The following is a 17,598-nucleotide window of genomic DNA, read 5'->3' on the forward strand; positions in this document are numbered from 1 at the left end:
TAATAAAAATTAAAGGTTTTCCAAAAAATAAAAAAGCGAGTGCGTAATTCTGAGGAAACCTCAGAATGTAAGACGCACTCAAGACAGTCAAGCTATTCTGGGCAACTATTTCTACCAATAGGACAGAATATATTGCAACTAATGATTTATTTCAAGCTTCAGTAGATGCAGTAGAGTTTGAATCTCAAACCAGATGGAAAATTGAAGAATTTCACAGAGAAATTCAACAATTAACAGGTATAGAATTCTGTCAATGTCGTATGAGACAAATTCAGAAGAATCATATATCCTGTGCAATGTTAGTCTGGAATTTTTTAAAAAGATTAGCAGTGAAAATAGGAAAAACTATTTATCAAGTTAAACGTGAATTACTCTCAGATTATCTGATACAAGAGTTGCAAAAGCCCACAATAAAATTCAGGGCTATTTTTATTTTATAGGTGTTTTTGTTACTTTTGAATGAATGGCAAAAATCTGGAGGCGATCGCTTAAAAAATTGTAGCGATCGCCTAAATTAGTAGACGCTATATATAGTGTCTTTGCGTAAGTCCTGTAGAATATTGTTCTCCAACCAATCTGATCTGTCTCAAGCTTGAAGGTTGCTCTAATTCCCGTGAACAAAACAAGTTCTGACTTCTGACTTCATTATTCCTGCCAATATTGCGGATCGTCTAAACTATCTGCACAGATAACTTTTCCTCTAAAATTTCCAATTATTCCTGGACGCAATTCTTGAACCATCCAAGCATCCGCGTTTTTTTCGAGTATTGGATAGGAAGACTCAAACCCAAGATTACCTGCTGGTATAAATCCGTGTCTTGGATAGTATGTGGGATGACCAAGGACAAAAACGAGGTCTACTCCAGATTTGGATAAAATATCTAATCCGTTTTCAATGAGTTTACCCCCAATACCTTGTCTTTGAGCATCAGGAACAACAGCAAGGGGACCTAGAATTGAAAGTGATAAGGGAACATTTGGTTCCAGAGTAGCTCTACTGAAAAAAATATGTCCTACTGCTCTATCTTCTTGGAAAGCAACTAGAGAAACAATTGGTTTTGCGCTATCGTCCCCAAGAAGCTTTTGCACAATTTCAGCCCCGTCCTCTGAACCAAATGCAGCACGTTCGACAGACAGTATATTATCTAAATCTGAATCTAAAGCTTTTCTTATAATCATTATTTTTTTAATAATTCAATGGTACTGTTTATTTCCAAAATAGCAGTAAGTAGGGCGATCGCTGAGAATCTAAATATTTTCTTATATTATCTTCGATAAAACACTGATAATAGTAGCTAGCAGCTCTCGTAACTAAAATGATGCGTTACTACGGATTGCTAAATTCCTTTCATAGTCTGAACTTAAGCCGTCTAACGCACCCTACAATTTGGCACTTATTCACTTTTGACTTCTGACTTCTGACTTCTGACTTAAATTATATGTTACCACGTTACAAAAATGGTTGAAAAAATGGGTTATTGTTGAGGACATGAAGTTAATAAACTAGATAAAATCTACTTTTCAGCAAATCTAAACCCCATTTAACAAATACATAATGTTGACAATTATCGGTTGCGGTAATCTTAACCGTAGTGATGATGGTGTGGGAGTAATTATTGCTCAACACCTGCAACAATATTTGGCTGCACATCCTGTTCCTCATGTCCGGGTTTATGACTGCGGTACTGCGGGAATGGAAGTAATGTTTCAAGCGCGGGGTACTCACCAACTAATTATTGTAGATGCTAGTGCGACAGGTTCGGAACCAGGTGCAATATTTAAGGTTCCTAGTTCGGAGTTGGAAGCATTGCCAGAACCTAGTTATAGTTTGCATGATTTTCGTTGGGATAATGCTCTGGCAGTAGGTAGAAAAATCTTTCAGGAGGATTTTCCTAAAGATATAATTGTCTATTTAATAGAAGCTGAAAATTTAGATTTTGGTTTAGAACTTTCACCTGTAGTTCAGCATTCTGCTGAAAAGGTTTTGCAAGAAATTATATCAAGGCTAATTGATTAGTTATCAATAGTTAGTTGAAAGTTGAAAATTATAAGCTAGGAGTTTATATTTTTTCTTCTTTACTTCTGCCTTTTTTTCTTTCTTAAACTTAACACAAGGAAATTATTATGGACGAACAAAAACAAGAACAATATTTTGAATTAATTGATAAATTAGTTCAATGCCCAAATGGGAAAGAGCCTGATGTTTTAGATGAAAATATTGAACTGGTTGATGCGGGTTTTGTTTCAGTTTTAATGCAAGTAGGTCAAGCACAAATTCATCATGGAAATCAAGATGGAGCTAAATTTTTATTCCATCTTGCTCGTGAATTAGCGAAACAATTAGGATTATATCCTGACCCAAATGCTTCGGAAGTTCCTGCCCAGTAACACTATTTATCAAAAACTTTTCAACCCGTATCTTGAGCAAGGGAGTAGGTAAGGAGGTTGCATGCAACCTCCTTACAGAGAAGTAAACATAAGAATAATTAACATACTACTGGTTAATAATTAGCAAAAATGTTCCATGCGCCTGTGTTAATTATTTAATAATTGAAGTATCACCCAAGTATAGCGTTAATGGATGATAATTTGCTTAATATATTTAAGTATTTCTATCAGTGGCAAATCTCCCTATTTTCCCTGCTGCCTACTCCCCCTTAACTTAACATGATTGAATTTAAACTAAAACATAGCACCTAATTATAAATAGTTAATATTATGTTTTCTCAAAAAGAAGCAGAAAAATTAGCAATTGATTTTTTGAGTAATGATTGGGAAGTTCCCGATACAGAAAAAGATTGGTTTTCTATTAAATATGCTCGACAAGAACCTAGTTGGTATATTGTTGAAGTAGGGATACAAGGATTTCCTGACTATTGGATTCTTCAGGTTTATGATACTGGTGAATGTGACCCTTGTTATACTTTTGTATCTCCTTTAAGTGGTTCTCAAGATACAGATGATTTGCAGGAATTACCAGAATCTATTGCTAAAGCGATCGCCTTTGAACGTGGTTCTCAAGAAATGGCTCCGCCAGCCAAAGTTTGATCGAGATTGAAGCAGGAAGCATTTGAAATAATAATCGTAGAGTGGGCAAATTAAGATTTTTAACCGTTTCACGAAAGTCAAAAGTCAAAAGTAATATTTTATAGGCTCTAAACTTTTACACTATAGTAATTTCAGGAAATTATTTCATATCTAAAGTTTGAAACTATTTGTGACATCTTTAAAGTGAATTGGTATTATTTACTCCTGCTAAACCTTTAAGTCTTTGCCCACCTTATCTTTATGTCTGCGAGTCATTTCAGTTAGCCTCCTCCGGAGGAACTGCATTAACAGTTAACAGTAGCTCGTACCTCAGTAGGAGTCTTGAAATACTGAATTTTCTTTTCTCTTGGTCGATTGGATCTGGCGTTTCGATGAGCGAAACGACCGCTTTTTATCCCTTTAAAGGGGAGGCTTGAGACCTAGTTTTATGGTCAAAAAAAATCTTAAAATAATATAAATAATTAAGATAGTTATTAATGTAGATTGATAACATAATAAATAAATTAAATAGTAGGGATAGAAAAAACCGAAATATTTTTGTTAAAAATACTAACTATTAAAAACTGTGCTTCAAACTATTAGTGATACGACAGTAAAAGCAGCCCTGAATGCTATAGAATCTGAGTCCGCAACTGTTCGCGAAAAAATTCAGATGCTAATAGAAATGGCAAATGGGTTGCAACAAAAACCAAAAGATATTAAACAGCTACATGATGCTATTTCCTTATATCAACAAGCTATAGAATTATCTACTCAAGATTATCCCCTACTGCAAGCAAGAGCATTAGCAGGAATGGGAACAGCTTTGAGAACAATACCGGGAGAAGGGCCAGATTTATTATTAGAGGCAAAAGAAGTTTATGAAACTGCCCTAGAAATATTAAGGGAACAAGCAGCACCCGAAGAAGTTGCAGAAGCAGAAATGAACTTGGGAATGGTATTACAAGCATTAGTTCCCTATAATTTTGCAACAATGCAACAGGCAATACAGGTATCTCAACGGGCGTTGTCAACATTTACAGCAGATAAATATCCCCAAGAATATGCAATATTGCAGAATAATATAGCGATCGCCTATTTGTCAATGACTCTTGCTCCAGAAAGGGAAGGTATGCGACAAGCAATGGCAGTACAATCATTTGAGTCAGCATTAAAAGCAGTTAATCTCATCGAACATCCCAAGGAATACGCGATGTTGCAAAATAACCTCGCTAATGCTTTGCAATATCTCCCCAGTCTCCATCGGATAGAAAATAATTTGCGGGCGTTGAATGCATACAATGAAGCGTTGAAAGTTCGTAATGCTAAAGATACACCATTAGAGTATGCGACAACTATCTCTAATAAAGCCAACCTGCTATATAATTTACCCGATAACCCAAAACATCCAGAAGCAGGAAATTACGAAAATTTGCTCCAGGCAAAAACTCTTTATGCAGAAGCACAAGAAATTTTTTGTCAGTATAGCGAAGTAGAAAAAGCGAATGTAGTTTCGGAAGCATTGTCAGCAGTAGAAGCTGAATTATTGTTGTCTGAAACTTAACTCACCAACTCCTAGAAAATAGGAGATTGCAATATAATTAGGAGGATAAAAATGAGTGATTTAGCTACCACTATCAATACTCTAATTACAGACTTGAATGCAATACCAAGCATTCACATTTTTATCAGTAATTTAGGTGCAGGAGAAATTACAATACTAACTGCCATATTTTGGCTGGCAGTTGCTAGCGGAATTTCAATTATTGGTGGTGCTATTGGTGGAATATGGTTAGCAGGAAAAGACTTAGGTTATAGTCTAGCTGCAATGATTGGTGGTTTGTTTGGCCCCGCTGGTGTAATTCCAGCAGTTGTTGTTGGTTTGGCAATTTTGAAATTTGTTTAGTTGCAAGACATTAATTTGGGCACGGATGCAGGGATTTTGAATGTCATTGCGAGAGAAGCGTAGCGTAACGTGGCAATCTCAAAGTCTTGCATTGTTTCTCTAATATGCACCCTACTCTATAAATTGAAAATAGGAGAAATTATTATGTTAGAAGTTGGTTGGTATAGTACCAAATTATTACTCAAGGGTAAACTGCTACGGAATCCATTTTACTTTATGAAACAAGTAGCTTTAGCAAGTTCGGTTGGTGCTTTAGTATTAATAGCAATGGCACAAATAGAAACAACATTATTATTGCCAATTATCATTTCTAGTCTAGCAACTGGAATTGCTATGCCATTTTTGCTCAAAGATATAAAGTTGCAATAGGGAGCAAAAATGACTCAAGCCAAAATTCCTTTGCAAGAGTCTGTTAGTTTAGAATCTCTGGTATCTGACATTACCCACTTTGAACAGGCGATCGCTCATTGGGATGAAAATCAAAAGTCAGTAGTTGAGGGGTTGAAAAATGCGATTGAAGCATTACACAAAGAAGCTTTGACCAGATTAATTCGTAGTGTTAAACAGGAATCTATGCCAGCATTGCGTCAAGCGGTGCAAGATGAAGTAGTTTATGGTATATTGCGTTACCACGAATTAGTTAAACCACCGACACCACCTTTAGAAGTTCGAGTTCAACAGGCGTTAGATGAAATTCGCCCTGGTTTGCAAAGTCATAATGGTAATGTGGAGTTAGTCGCTATTAAACTGCCGGATACTGTAGAAGTAAAATTGGTGGGAAACTGTAGTAACTGTCCTGCTTCCACATTAACTATGAAAGATGGTGTCGAACAGGCAATTAAAACCCACTGCCCAGAAATTCAAAATGTAGTTTCTGTTTAAGCCTAAATTTAGTAGAGCGTCTAGACTAAAATTAACGGTTGTCCTGCTCGCGTAATGGTAGATAGGGCTATCAACAGTATTAAAATAATTGGACAAAGTTAAACATAGATACACATTTACTGTGATATACTAGATTTATGTCTAACTTAAATGCTGCTATCAACGAGCGAAAACTATGTTAATAAGTAGCTTGAGTTCCAAGCGATTTGAAGCCTGTGGAGAAGATAGGTTACAGACTGCGGTCAGTGGTATATGCGTGAAACAGGAAGCTAGCTCCAAAACCCTTTTGGGTAAGTTTGGGTAAGTTTAGTAGAACGGATGAACAATATAGCACTACGCGCAAGTCATGCATTCAAAATTCAAAAGTAATCTCTGACTGAGTTTTTCCTGCGCAAATGCTCCGCAAACAGGGTTTACCAATGTCCTAACCTAAATGCGTAGTGCTATACCTAGCAAGGGAGCAAGATGCTCCCACTACCGTTCTCATTGGCAAAAATAATTACAATAGACCACCATTACAATGCACCACCACCAAATTAACTTCTAACTTCATAAAGGCTTCTAAATTCTAACTTCTAAATTCTGACTTCTGACTTCATAAAGGCTTCCGTCTTCAACCTTCAATACGATCGCGCAGTTGACCTTTTCTTATATTCTTCTCTAAAAACTCTATTATTTTGCCAGAAACATCTACTCCTGTAGCAGTTTCTATTCCTTCTAAACCAGGGGAAGAATTGACTTCCATCACTACTGGGCCACGATTAGAACGTAATAAATCTACCCCCGCAACTCTTAACCCCATTGCTTTAGCTGAACGCATAGCAGTTGAACGTTCTTCTGGACTAAATTTAATTTTTTCTGCTTTACCACCTCGATGCAAATTTGAGCGAAATTCTCCTTCAGGTCCCTGTCTTTTTATAGCTGCTATTACTCTATCTCCTACTACAAAACATCGCAAGTCTGCACCACCAGCTTCTTCAATAAATTCCTGTACCAAAATATTAGCATTCAAGCCACGAAAAGCTTCAATAACTGACTTAGCTGCTTGATAAGTTTCAGCTAAAACTACTCCTATTCCTTGAGTTCCTTCTAATAATTTAATCACCAAAGGAGCGCCACCAACAGTATTAATTAAACCATCAATATCTTGAGTTGAATTAGCAAAACCAGTCACAGGTAATCCTATTCCTTCTCTAGCTAATAATTGTAAACAACGTAATTTATCGCGAGAGCGAGAAATGGCTTGAGAAGGATTTGCGGTAAAAACTCCCATCATTTCAAACTGTCTAACCACCGCCGTGCCATAAAATGTTTGAGAAGCACCAATCCGAGGAATAATAGCATCAAATCCTTCTAAAGGTTGACCCATATAAATAACTTGAGGCTTCATCGAAGTAATATTCATATAACAGCGCAGGTAATCAATAACCTGAACTTCGTGACCACGTTTTTCTCCAGCTTCTACTAATTTTCTGGTTGAATAAAGAGTGGGGTCAGTAGATAAAACAGCGATTTTCATTTTGTTTTTTTCTACCATTTTTTTGACTTATATTATGTGCGCCCTCCGTGGGAGCTACCCTATCGGATAATTAGTTAAAAAAAAATCTTTGTTTGTAGTTGCGCTTTAGCGCTCCTAGAGATATTTATGGAGCACTAAAGTGTAACAACGATCCAATTATAAGTGTTTTACCGAACATGATATTAATTTTGAATTGGTATCTAAATATGATTTACCAGGGTTAATTAAGAAGTTATTCCGCACAGCTTGTCGCCCCAATAACATTCTAAATCCCATTAATTCCCGATTAGTTAAAGTTAATTCAATTTGCAATTTTTTGTTCATTAAATTGACTTCAGTTAAAATGACAGGGCGTAATTCTGCTTCCCCGCTAGAACTACGAACTTTTCGTTCATCTATTAATTCTGCTGCAGCAGTTACTATTAGATTGGTATTTCGTTGTTGGGGATGAACTTTAAATTTTACCATCGGTTTCCCGTCAATTTCAAAAGTATTAATATCAAAAGCGTGTAAAGTAGAAGAACGGGCACCAGTATCAATTTTTGCCTTAATTATACTAATGCCAATTTCCGGTAATATTATCCATTCTCGCCAGCCAATAACAGGTAATTCTTGATGTTTCATTTTTAGTTTTAGGGAGTAGGGAATAGGGAATAAGCAAAAAATATTTATCCTGTTAGTTGTACCACATTAATCACCGAATCTACTAGGACGTCTAGCTTGAAAATGTGGGTAAATTTGAGTCAATGAAGACCTCTCCCCTGACCCCTCTCCTGCTCCGAGAAGGGCGAAGTCTTCCTTTCAAAGGGGCGTAGGGGGGATAGTTGTGGGGTTAGGGGGTTAGGTTTTTTTACCCACAAATTTAGCCTAGACAAGCTAGTACTGTAATTAAGAAGGTTGTAATTTTTCCCCCATTTCCAGCTTTTAACTTTTGACTTTTGACTTTTAAAATGGTGCGTTACGGTGCAATTTTAAGTTTTGAGGTAAAACCACATTTACACGGTTGCGCCTAACGCACCCTACTGGACTGACACAACTAAAATGGTGCGTTACGACGGATTGCTAAATCACTTTCATAGTATGAATTTAAGCCGTCTAACACACCCTAAAATTTTGCATTAAATTAGCTGTGTCGGTCCACTACACACTATCTACACTACTCTAAGTTAAGAAGGAAGAAGAAATAATCTTTGAAAATAGCAAAAAATTGCAGTCTATACTAATAAATAGAGTTATAATTTTTCCCTATTCCCTATCCCCTATTCCTTCTATAAAAGGGGCGTTTAACAACAATAGCTGCATAATTTTTTTCCCTAATTTCTACTTCTAATTTTTGACCAACCTTAGCTAATTTTTTAGGTACATAAGCTAGAGCGATCGCTTTCCCTAAAGTAGGAGACTTAGTACCGCTGGTAACTTCCCCCACCACCTTACCATCACTAACAACAGGATAACCATGACGAGCAATAGAGCGATCGAGCATTTCCAAACCAACCAGACGTCTTGAAACCCCTTCTGTTTTTTGTGTTTCCAAAACCTGACGACCAATAAATTCTCCTTTTTTATCCAGATGAACTAACCAACTTAAACTCGCTTCTAGAGGAGTAGTCTCTGTATCAATATCTTGACCATAAAGCGCCATAGCAGCTTCTAGACGCAAAGTATCCCTTGCTCCCAAACCGCACGGAGTAACGCCAGCATTCAACAAACTGCGCCATAACTCCGCACCCACCGAGGGATCGACCATAATTTCAAACCCATCTTCCCCAGTGTAACCAGTTCTGGCAATAAAACCAGGTTGCTCCAATACAGTGATATCTGAATGCCCGAAAAATCCAATTGATGCCAAATTTTCCTTAACAAATTGCTGCACAAAAGACTCTGCTTCCGGACCTTGGACAGCCAATAACACTTTTTCCTCAGAGATATCTTGGAATTTAACACCACTATTTTCTAGATGACTTAATATCCATGCTTTGTCATTAGCTTTAGTAGCAGCATTAACAATCATAAAACCCCGTGCTTCCTTGGTGAGGGGGTCATTACCTTGACGATAGAAAATAAAGTCATCAATAATGCCTCCCTGGGAGTTTAATAAGACAGTATATTGAGCTTTACCAGGTTCTAAACTACTAAGGTCAGAAGGTACCAAATATTGGATTTTCTCAATTAGATCGTGACCTTGAGCGATAAACTTACCCATGTGGGAAATATCGAACATTCCTGCTTTCGTGCGTACTGCCTCATGTTCGGTGCTGATGCTGGTGTATTGCACTGGCATTTCCCACCCAGAAAATTCTACCATTCTGGCCTTAAGTTCGGTGCATAAGTCGTATAGAGGTGTGCGAGAAAGAGGTTGTGTATTAGATTCTGTTGATTTGGCCACTTGTATATCCCTAATTTACATAATAAACTTTTATTTTAGGACATTGTGGGCATTATCAGGAGTCAGGAGTTAGGAGTTATAATAATTTGGGTTGGGTTTTGCTACGCAACATATTTGCGTTTCGCGGAGCGACATGAAAAGCATTCCGCAAAAAGCGGTAGTGCAACCCAACAACAACTTACTCAAAAATAGAAATGAACAGTTCGGCGATCGCTATAATCTTTTAAGCGTTGGCGGAGCCTAGTGGCAGCTATATCGCTCTATTTGCCATCAACTATATATGGTGTCTTGGCGTAAGTCCTGATATAATCAAGGTAGCTTTTTTCTCTGTGATTGCTCATCTGTTTGAGTCGATAGCGTGTGCCGAACTATTGTTATCTCTAGGTGATATGCTCTAATATAGAATCCGGTTATATAATATATGTTTATAATTCTATAATTATTTCAAACTCCTCAAACTTCCCACCCCCAAGTATATAATAAGTATTCAACTGGATTTGATATTAGGAGGGAGTAGCGATCGCTCCTGCTGTCTTATTGTTTGGGGGAATTTTACCTACCACAGGTGCATAATAATTAGATTAAATTTAGGAAAGGAAACAAAGCTCGCATTCATAATTTCTGTTTCTCCTAACTATTCCCTACTCCCTACTTCCTACTATCTATTTAAGATAAATTTGCCGTAATTGATCGATAGTTTCCACAGTTTTGAGAGAAGTTAGAATTGTTTCTAAAAGCTGAATATTTTCAATAGTATTAATCTCTGAAAATATCTCTTTTCCTGATGAGCCAAATTTCAATTCTAATCCTAGTTCTATTCCAGAAAGTATTCCTCGTTGCTGACTAATTTCAATGCCTTGTTGCTGACCAATTTTTATTCCCTCTTGTAATATTTGTTGATACCAAGTAGATTGTTGTAAAACTACCATATCCCACCTCATTATTTGTTGTAGTATTTCAGTTTTCAATAAAATTATCTCGAATTATAAACTATTGTGTTATAATCATAAAAATTATATTGTAATTTATTTTTGTGAACCAAAATAATAATGGTTTCATCTAAATTGTTTGACCTAGAAAATGCCATTAATAACTTATCCCTAGAGGAGAAAATATGGCTAATGGAAAAAATCGTAGCTCAAATGAAAAATCAAACAAAATCTACTAATTATCAATCTCAAGTTGATTTAGAATCTAGGTATGAAAATACGAATTTAGAAACCGAACCTTTGATTGGTTTATTTGCTGCTTCCCCAGATTTAGCTACTAATTCTGAGGAAATTTTACAAGGAGAAATTAGGGAAAAATCAGGAGGATCTTACAAAGAAATATCTCCATAGCAGATACTGGTTTTGTTGTAGCTTTGATGAATAAAACAGATGTTAGACATCTTGAAGTAGCAGAAGTTTATAGGCAAGAAAAACAAATTTTATTACCTCAAACAGTATTAGCTGAAGTTGCTTATTTAGTAGGTCGTGAAGTTGGTACGATGATGGTAGCGACTAGCTTACGTTATTTGCTGAATAGTCGATTTATAATCTTGGCTTTAACTTCAGAAGATTTGTTGCGAGTAGCAGAAATTTTGGAGATATATCGAGATAGTCGAATTGATTTTGTGGATACCAGTGTGATGGCAATAGCAGAACGTTTGGAAATTGTGAAAGTCTTGACTTTGGATCGAAGAGATTTTCAGCTATTTCGACCTAAGCATTGTCATTTTTTTGAGATTATGCCGTAATTTTTTAGAGTTAATAGGATGTTGAAGGGCGATCGCCTAACGCCAAGAAATAAAGTAACGTCTGCACATAAAATTGTAGAGGCAAACAGACGTTCACCTCTACTGATGGTAAAATATTCAAGGGAATTATACAATAACCTATCCCACTAGCAGCCTAAACTACCTTGTCAAAATTTTAACGCCTGTAACATCCAAGACAAGAACTCAACAATGATACCCAACAGTCCACGATCGGGTTTTATAGCTAATCCAAGGTATTGTTGCCCTACTTCGATAGGGACATTACTTTTAATTTCACCAGTAATAGAAGTCTTAATAAGTCTAAGTTCTGACTTCCCAGAATTAATATCGAGTAGAAAAAGATTTTTTCCGTCGGAGACTATATCATTGCTAGCTATTGGGAGATTAGCGATTGGGCTGAGAGAGCCATTAGTATAATCAACATTAAACAAATGAGTTGGGCCTGATGTCCTTTCACCATCTACTGAAAAAATTTGGGCAATTCCATCTCCTCCAAGACCATCAAAATCTCCAGCAGTTGAGATAACATTAGTAATCGCGCCTATTAGTGATAATTCTCCTATGCTTTCAGACCCAGCATCGCCACCGTTAGCTGAGAAGCCAATTATTAATTTTCTTCCAAGATTTGTTAATCCTTCTGCGTGTAAAACAGGCTTATTTTCATAAGCTACTTGAGCAGAAGATAGAGTTGCACCAGTTGTTGGATCAACTTCATAAATATCTACTCTGTTTCGGTAAATACTGTTGAGAATAAACAGTCGATCGCCAAAAGATGCTAAATCTGTATCAACTGCATCAAATCCTAGGGTACCAATAGTATTAACTTTCCCTGTTTCTGAATCAATCAGAACTAAGCTATTGGATTGTGTCTCTACACTAAATAGAGAAACTGCATTAGCAGGCGGAACTACAGTTACTAAACCTAATACTACAATTGCTAAACCTAATACTATAATTCTGGCAAAGGTAAGTCTTTTCATATCAAAATCATTGATAATTTTTGCAGGTTTGCTTTCTAAAGTAGGTTACGGTGACAAAGAGCGCTTATCAGGGCAAAAAAAGTGACATTAATCAACCTGAAACAATCGTGTTAAATGTTCTAGAAATTAAAAATAACCAAATTTCATGCCTAGAGGTGTTCATCTGGAGTTTAGTAAAACTCCGGATTCAGGGTTATTTTTATTGTTTAATAGATTTATACCTACTTTCTTAGACCAAAAAATCAGGTTTCCTATCTCTTTCAAGGGGATAAAAAAAAAGAAATTTCAGATTTCAACCCTCTGACTGAAACTGGAGGTACTGACAAACGATAACTGATAACTGAAAAGACCATGAATAATCAAGCTAATACCCCGGTTAATACCGAAAATTCTTTATTAAGAAGTTGCAATAGATGTAGGTTGGGTTTCGTTCCTCAACCCAACAACAATCTTTCTCCCCTACGGACGTTCGTTGCATGCAACGTCCCTACCTAATGCACTATTTTAGTTGAAACAATCCACTACTAGACCTAACTCCTGACTCCTAAAAATCCGGATTTTTAGCTCAATTCATTGTTTAATAAATTTATACCTATTTTGACCCTAATATTGGATAACCTGACAATGAATAATCAAGCTAATACCCCTGTTAATACCGAAAATTATTTATTAAGAAGCGTACATACAAACAACTTTCCCCAAATTTTAGACCAGTTAGGCATCTCCTTAGTCGTTTCCACCTATCAAGCAGGCAAACTAATCGTATTACGTCCCGATAATGGGGTAATTAATACTCACTTTCGCACCTTTAATAAACCGATGGGATTAGCAGCAGATCGCGAAAAAATTGCCTTGGGAACTGCTTATCAAATTTGGGATTTTCGCAACATTCCAGCAGTAGCAGAAAAAATAGAACCTGCTGGTAAACATGACGCTTGTTACTTACCCAGAAATGTTCATATAACTGGAGATATTGATATTCACGAAATGGCTTGGGCAAAGGATGAATTATGGTTTATTAATACTCGTTTTTCTTGCCTTTGTACTCTCGGTCATCCTAATAGTTTTGTGCCGAGATGGCGACCTCCTTTTATCACTGGATATGATTTAACAGACCGCTGTCATTTGAATGGATTTTGTTTAAAAAATGACCAGCCGAAATATGCCACTGCTTTAGGAGAAACTGATACTAATGCTGGTTGGAGAAAGAATAAAGCTAATGGTGGAATATTAATGGATATAGAAACAAATGAAATATTAATGCGGGGTTTATCCATGCCCCATTCTCCCAGATGGTATCAAGAACAATTATGGTTATTAGAATCGGGAAATGGTAGTCTGGCAAAAGTCGATTTAAACCAGAGAAAATTAGAAACAGTTGCTAAGTTGCCTGGGTTTACTCGCGGTATAGATTTTTGGGGAAATTTAGCATTTATTGGTTTGTCACAAGTTAGAGAAACTGCTGTTTTTACTGGGATGCCAATTACTCAACTTCAAGAAAGAATTTGTGGTGTTTGGGTAGTTAATATTTTAACTGGAGAAACTGTCGCATTTTTAAGGTTTGAAGCAGGAGTTCAGGAAATATTTTCTGTGGCAGTTTTGCCGAATATTCGCTTCCCAGAAATTATTGAATGGAATGAAAATTTATTGGCTAGTTCTTATGTTTTACCTGATGAAGCTTTAGCAGAAACAGTCAAACCAACTTCAGAAATAGCTATGGCAGAGACTCATTTAGTTAAAGGAAACCAGCTATATCAAGAAGGTAAATTATTAGAAGCGATCGCTACATATCAAGAAAGTCTGAAGTTACAACCAGATTTTACTAGAGCTAAATATAATTTGGGAGTAGCTTTAGGAGATAATCAACAACATGAAGCAGCAATTAATCTTTTACAACAGGTAATTAATACAGAACCAGATAATGCCGACGCTCATAATAGTATTGCTTATGCTTATAGTCAAAAAGGTGAATTAGAAGCAGCAATTAAACATTATGAAAAGGCAATTAATCTCAACGGTAATTTTGCCAAAGCACATTTTAATTTAGGCATGACATTGTTGAAAAATGGAGATTTAAAACGGGGATTTGTTGAATGTGAATGGCGCTGGCAAACAGCAGAATTTACTCCCTTTCAATGCCCTCATCCTCAATGGCAAGGGGAAGATATTAGCAATAAAACTTTATTAGTTCATACCGAGCAAGGAGCAGGAGATGCTATTCAATTTATCCGTTATATTCCTCTAGCAGCGAAACGTTGTCAAAAAATTATATTAGTATGTTCGCCAGAGTTAATTCCTCTATTTAAAAATGTGCCAGGAATCGATAAATTAATGCCACCCGGAGAACTACAATTATCAGAATTTGATATCTATGTACCCCTAATGAGTTTACCCTATATTTTCGGCACAACTTTAGAAACAATTCCTGCTAATATTCCCTGTCTTCAATCCACAAATAGTAATCCTATAAATCTTACCGATACTGAATATAAAGTAGGCATTGTTTGGGGAGGTAGTCCTACTCATAAAAATGATTCTAATCGTTCCTGTAAACTCACAGACTTTTTACCTATTTTGCAAGTACCAGGAGTAAAATTTTACAGTCTGCAAAAAGGAGAACGCAGCCAAGAATTAACTCAAATTTCCAGCAATATTCAGATAGAAGATGTAAGTTCTCAATTAAACAATTATGCCGATACAGCAGCAGTAATAGAGCAACTAGATTTAGTAATTACTGTTGATACTTCCGTCGCACATTTAGCAGGAGCATTAGGTAAAAAAGTATGGACTTTATTATGTTTTAATTCCGACTGGCGTTGGTTACAAAAAGGAGAAAATACTCCTTGGTATCCAACGATGAAATTATTCCGTCAGTCTCAGTCAAGAAAGTGGCAAGAAGTAGTTGAAAAAGTGCAGGCGGAGTTGTGGAAAATTATCACAAGAAAATAGTTTTGTCCCACGAACCCGAAATTACTTGCTATTTTCTATACTCCACACTTTGATAGTTTTATCAAATGAAATAGAAATCATCTGCTTGCCATCAGGTGTGACAGCTACACCATTTACATAGTTACCTGAATCCTTACCTGATAACTGATAACTGAATTACAAAACCCCCTTAGAACTAGGAATTTCTCCAACTCGCCTGGGGTCAATTTCCGTTGCCATTCGTAGAGAACGAGCAAAAGCCTTAAACCCTGCCTCAATAATATGATGAGAATTAATTCCAGCCAACTGCCGAATATGCAAAGTCATCAAACTATTATTAGCCACAGCCACAAAAAATTCCCGCACTAACTGAGTATCATAACTACCAACCCGTTGACTAGGCATTTCCAAACCATAACTCAAATGTGGACGACCAGAAAAATCCAAGGCCACCTGAACCAACGCCTCATCCAAAGGAGCCAGAAAATGACCAAAACGGACAATACCCTTGCGATCGCCCAACGCCTGCTTTAACGCTTGGCCTAAAGTAATACCTACATCCTCATTAGTATGATGGTCATCAATTTCAATATCCCCCACAGCATGGACATCCAAATCAATTAGTCCATGAGAAGAAATTTGATGCAACATATGGTCTAAAAAAGGAATTCCAGTATTAGCCTTGCAATTACCCACACCATCAAGATTAAGACTAACAGTCACATCAGTTTCTCCAGTGGTTCGTTTCACCGAAGATACTCTAGCAGGCAAATCTAATTTGATCGGAGTAGATTGAGAAAGGCGATCGCTTATCTGCATCATAAAAATATCAATATAAATTTTGAATTTTAATTTTTCACAAGTTAGGTTGAGGATTACGAAAAATATCAAATTCTAACCTCAACCAACTAAACCCAACTTTAACTTACAGCAAATTCCATCTTGGTAAGGTACGCCCATAGCAGCTAAGATACCCGAACTACAAACATTCCCTCGTTAATATCTGTACTTCACTTCTGTGCAGACGATCGAATGATCGAATCTGCTATAAGTCATTTAAGAAACTCTACTACATATCTAATTACTTTCTTCACTTCTAACTTCTAACTTCTGACTTCTAACTTCTGACTTCTAACTTCTGACTTCAATATCTACATTCCCATAATTTCATAACCAGCATCTACATAGATAACCTGACCAGTAATTCCACTCGCCAACTCACTACATAAAAAAGCAGCAGTATTACCAACTTCAATTTGAGTCACAGTCCGACGTAATGGAGCTACTTGTTCCACATGATGAATCATATCTTTAATACCACCCACTGCCGAAGAAGCCAAAGTTTTAATTGGACCAGCAGAAATAGCATTTACCCGAATATTTTTCTGGCCAAGTTCTGCTGCCAAATAACGCACATTCATTTCTAAAGCAGACTTAGCAATTCCCATCACATTATAATTAGGAACAACTCGCACCCCCCCCAAATAAGTCAGAGTTAAAATACTACCTCCTTCAGTCATTAGCTCCTTCGCCTGAGAACTCAAATCAATCAGAGAATAAGAACTAATTTCCAAAGCACGAGTAAACCCTTCACGGCTAGTATTACTGAAATCCCCAGATAATTCTTCCTTACCAGCAAAGGCCAAACAATGAATTAAAATATCTAACTTACCCCACTTTTCTCCTACTGCAGCAAAAGTCGCCTTAACCTGTTCGTCATCCTGAACATTACAAGGTAAATATAAAGAAGGACTCAAAGGTTCCACTAACTCCCAAACCTTCTTTTCAAATCTACCTTTATCATCTGGTAGAAAAGTAACCCCCAAATTTGCCCCAGCTTTGTGAAGTTGTTGAGCAATGCCCCAAGCAATAGAACGATTATTTGCAATCCCTGTCACCAGAGCATTTTTTCCAGTTAAATTTAACATAATACCATAAATTGTAGTAGAATCTTTAATTAGATAAAAACTTTAAAATTTAAATTTATTATGACGAATTGATGCTAAGATAGCATACTCCATATTTGCCATCCGGCAAAATAGCACCTATAGGCCAGAATTTAAAATTAAATTTTTCGGTTTCATTGTGCTAATCTATCTCAAGTGTTTACAACAAAGTAAAGTAAATCCTAAATATATAGCAATACCTTGCAATCTGATAGTACAACCTTTGATGAGTTAGTGAGCTATTTGTTAAAAGATATAAAGAAAA

General features: G+C 36.5%; 18 protein-coding genes and 2 pseudogenes. 11 read left to right on the top strand and 9 right to left on the bottom strand.

The window, feature by feature from the left end; translation table 11 throughout:
* Positions 1-86 precede the first annotated feature (86 nt).
* Positions 87-440, top strand: a pseudogene (locus tag ACP6PM_RS36390) (IS701 family transposase); the annotation flags it as partial.
* Between the two features lie 205 nt (positions 441-645).
* Here ACP6PM_RS36390 and ACP6PM_RS36395 read toward each other — a convergent pair.
* Entirely contained in the window at positions 646-1,179 is a 534-nt protein-coding gene (locus ACP6PM_RS36395; RefSeq protein ID WP_426591763.1) for a GNAT family N-acetyltransferase, read from the bottom strand.
* Between the two features lie 376 nt (positions 1,180-1,555).
* Here ACP6PM_RS36395 and ACP6PM_RS36400 point away from each other — a divergent pair, with 376 nt between their 5' ends.
* The 7 genes from ACP6PM_RS36400 to ACP6PM_RS36430 all read left to right on the top strand — a co-directional run bounded on the left by ACP6PM_RS36400 (position 1,556) and on the right by ACP6PM_RS36430 (position 5,815).
* Positions 1,556-2,017 (top strand): hydrogenase maturation protease, encoded by a 462-nt coding sequence (locus ACP6PM_RS36400; RefSeq protein ID WP_426591764.1) that lies wholly within the window; start codon positions 1,556-1,558, stop codon positions 2,015-2,017.
* A 107-nt stretch (positions 2,018-2,124) separates the two neighbouring features.
* The gene (locus ACP6PM_RS36405; protein ID WP_426591765.1) at positions 2,125-2,388 is read left to right on the top strand and encodes a hypothetical protein; all 264 of its coding nucleotides are present in this window, start codon (positions 2,125-2,127) and stop codon (positions 2,386-2,388) included.
* Between the two features lie 330 nt (positions 2,389-2,718).
* Positions 2,719-3,048: a hypothetical protein gene (locus ACP6PM_RS36410; RefSeq protein ID WP_426591766.1), complete on the top strand. Its 330-nt coding sequence runs from the start codon at positions 2,719-2,721 to the stop codon at positions 3,046-3,048.
* A 565-nt stretch (positions 3,049-3,613) separates the two neighbouring features.
* Positions 3,614-4,591 carry a tetratricopeptide repeat protein gene (locus ACP6PM_RS36415; RefSeq protein WP_426591767.1) on the top strand — a complete coding sequence of 326 codons (978 nt, stop codon included), beginning with the start codon at positions 3,614-3,616 and terminating at the stop codon, positions 4,589-4,591.
* 51 nt (positions 4,592-4,642) lie between these two features.
* A complete protein-coding gene (locus tag ACP6PM_RS36420) occupies positions 4,643-4,933 on the top strand; it encodes an asr0689 family protein (RefSeq protein ID WP_426591768.1) in 291 nt (96 codons plus the stop codon).
* 144 nt (positions 4,934-5,077) lie between these two features.
* Positions 5,078-5,302: a hypothetical protein gene (locus ACP6PM_RS36425; protein WP_426591769.1), complete on the top strand. Its 225-nt coding sequence runs from the start codon at positions 5,078-5,080 to the stop codon at positions 5,300-5,302.
* Positions 5,303-5,311: 9 nt separating this feature from the next.
* Positions 5,312-5,815 carry a NifU family protein gene (locus ACP6PM_RS36430; protein WP_426591770.1) on the top strand — a complete coding sequence of 168 codons (504 nt, stop codon included), beginning with the start codon at positions 5,312-5,314 and terminating at the stop codon, positions 5,813-5,815.
* Between the two features lie 613 nt (positions 5,816-6,428).
* Here ACP6PM_RS36430 and rimK read toward each other — a convergent pair.
* From rimK to ACP6PM_RS36450, 4 genes are all read right to left on the bottom strand, one after another.
* The gene (gene rimK, locus ACP6PM_RS36435) at positions 6,429-7,334 is read right to left on the bottom strand and encodes a 30S ribosomal protein S6--L-glutamate ligase (protein ID WP_426591787.1); all 906 of its coding nucleotides are present in this window, start codon (positions 7,332-7,334) and stop codon (positions 6,429-6,431) included.
* Positions 7,335-7,490: 156 nt separating this feature from the next.
* Positions 7,491-7,958, bottom strand: a complete 468-nt coding sequence (locus tag ACP6PM_RS36440) for an ATP-dependent zinc protease family protein (protein WP_426591771.1) — start codon at positions 7,956-7,958, stop codon at positions 7,491-7,493.
* A 628-nt stretch (positions 7,959-8,586) separates the two neighbouring features.
* Positions 8,587-9,720, bottom strand: a complete 1,134-nt coding sequence (gene gcvT / locus ACP6PM_RS36445) for a glycine cleavage system aminomethyltransferase GcvT (protein ID WP_426591772.1) — start codon at positions 9,718-9,720, stop codon at positions 8,587-8,589.
* A gap of 662 nt (positions 9,721-10,382) precedes the next feature.
* Entirely contained in the window at positions 10,383-10,688 is a 306-nt protein-coding gene (locus ACP6PM_RS36450) for a hypothetical protein (protein WP_426591773.1), read from the bottom strand.
* A gap of 81 nt (positions 10,689-10,769) precedes the next feature.
* Between ACP6PM_RS36450 and ACP6PM_RS36455 the strand changes: the two genes are divergently transcribed.
* Positions 10,770-11,060: a hypothetical protein gene (locus ACP6PM_RS36455; RefSeq protein WP_426591774.1), complete on the top strand. Its 291-nt coding sequence runs from the start codon at positions 10,770-10,772 to the stop codon at positions 11,058-11,060.
* On the top strand, positions 11,057-11,458 hold the full coding sequence (locus tag ACP6PM_RS36460) for a type II toxin-antitoxin system VapC family toxin (RefSeq protein WP_426591788.1): 402 nt from the start codon (positions 11,057-11,059) through the stop codon (positions 11,456-11,458). The genes ACP6PM_RS36455 and ACP6PM_RS36460 overlap by 4 nt, the downstream gene beginning before the upstream one ends.
* A gap of 167 nt (positions 11,459-11,625) precedes the next feature.
* On the opposite strand, the gene ACP6PM_RS36465 is transcribed toward ACP6PM_RS36460, so the two are convergent.
* Positions 11,626-12,459 (bottom strand): hypothetical protein, encoded by an 834-nt coding sequence (locus ACP6PM_RS36465; protein ID WP_426591775.1) that lies wholly within the window; start codon positions 12,457-12,459, stop codon positions 11,626-11,628.
* Positions 12,460-13,083: 624 nt separating this feature from the next.
* On the opposite strand from ACP6PM_RS36465, the gene ACP6PM_RS36470 reads away from it, so the two are divergent.
* A complete protein-coding gene (locus tag ACP6PM_RS36470) occupies positions 13,084-15,408 on the top strand; it encodes a TIGR03032 family protein (RefSeq protein ID WP_426591776.1) in 2,325 nt (774 codons plus the stop codon).
* Between the two features lie 21 nt (positions 15,409-15,429).
* On the opposite strand, the pseudogene ACP6PM_RS36475 reads toward ACP6PM_RS36470, so the two are convergent.
* The 3 genes and pseudogenes from ACP6PM_RS36475 to fabI all read right to left on the bottom strand — a co-directional run.
* A pseudogene (locus ACP6PM_RS36475) lies at positions 15,430-15,543 on the bottom strand (hypothetical protein); the annotation flags it as partial.
* A 21-nt stretch (positions 15,544-15,564) separates the two neighbouring features.
* Positions 15,565-16,206: an imidazoleglycerol-phosphate dehydratase HisB gene (hisB, locus tag ACP6PM_RS36480; protein WP_426591789.1), complete on the bottom strand. Its 642-nt coding sequence runs from the start codon at positions 16,204-16,206 to the stop codon at positions 15,565-15,567.
* A gap of 332 nt (positions 16,207-16,538) precedes the next feature.
* Positions 16,539-17,315, bottom strand: coding sequence for an enoyl-ACP reductase FabI (fabI, locus tag ACP6PM_RS36485; protein ID WP_426591777.1), 777 nt, complete (start codon positions 17,313-17,315; stop codon positions 16,539-16,541).
* Between the last annotated feature and the right edge of the window lie 283 nt (positions 17,316-17,598).

Source organism: Dapis brunnea BLCC-M229, from assembly GCF_050015995.1.
Lineage (GTDB): Bacteria > Cyanobacteriota > Cyanobacteriia > Cyanobacteriales > Microcoleaceae > Trichodesmium.

Bases quoted from the DNA above. Each gene is read 5' to 3' on its own strand.
- ACP6PM_RS36400 (WP_426591764.1), top strand. From the start codon at position 1,556: ATGTTGACAATTATCGGTTGCGGTAATCTTAACCGTAGTGATGATGGT.
- ACP6PM_RS36430 (WP_426591770.1), top strand. From the start codon at position 5,312: ATGACTCAAGCCAAAATTCCTTTGCAAGAGTCTGTTAGTTTAGAATCT.
- fabI (WP_426591777.1), bottom strand. From the start codon at position 17,315: ATGTTAAATTTAACTGGAAAAAATGCTCTGGTGACAGGGATTGCAAAT.
- ACP6PM_RS36420 (WP_426591768.1), top strand. From the start codon at position 4,643: ATGAGTGATTTAGCTACCACTATCAATACTCTAATTACAGACTTGAAT.
- rimK (WP_426591787.1), bottom strand. From the start codon at position 7,334: ATGAAAATCGCTGTTTTATCTACTGACCCCACTCTTTATTCAACCAGA.
- ACP6PM_RS36465 (WP_426591775.1), bottom strand. From the start codon at position 12,459: ATGAAAAGACTTACCTTTGCCAGAATTATAGTATTAGGTTTAGCAATT.
- ACP6PM_RS36425 (WP_426591769.1), top strand. From the start codon at position 5,078: ATGTTAGAAGTTGGTTGGTATAGTACCAAATTATTACTCAAGGGTAAA.
- ACP6PM_RS36470 (WP_426591776.1), top strand. From the start codon at position 13,084: ATGAATAATCAAGCTAATACCCCTGTTAATACCGAAAATTATTTATTA.
- ACP6PM_RS36405 (WP_426591765.1), top strand. From the start codon at position 2,125: ATGGACGAACAAAAACAAGAACAATATTTTGAATTAATTGATAAATTA.
- ACP6PM_RS36410 (WP_426591766.1), top strand. From the start codon at position 2,719: ATGTTTTCTCAAAAAGAAGCAGAAAAATTAGCAATTGATTTTTTGAGT.
- ACP6PM_RS36455 (WP_426591774.1), top strand. From the start codon at position 10,770: ATGGTTTCATCTAAATTGTTTGACCTAGAAAATGCCATTAATAACTTA.
- ACP6PM_RS36440 (WP_426591771.1), bottom strand. From the start codon at position 7,958: ATGAAACATCAAGAATTACCTGTTATTGGCTGGCGAGAATGGATAATA.
- ACP6PM_RS36395 (WP_426591763.1), bottom strand. From the start codon at position 1,179: ATGATTATAAGAAAAGCTTTAGATTCAGATTTAGATAATATACTGTCT.
- hisB (WP_426591789.1), bottom strand. From the start codon at position 16,206: ATGCAGATAAGCGATCGCCTTTCTCAATCTACTCCGATCAAATTAGAT.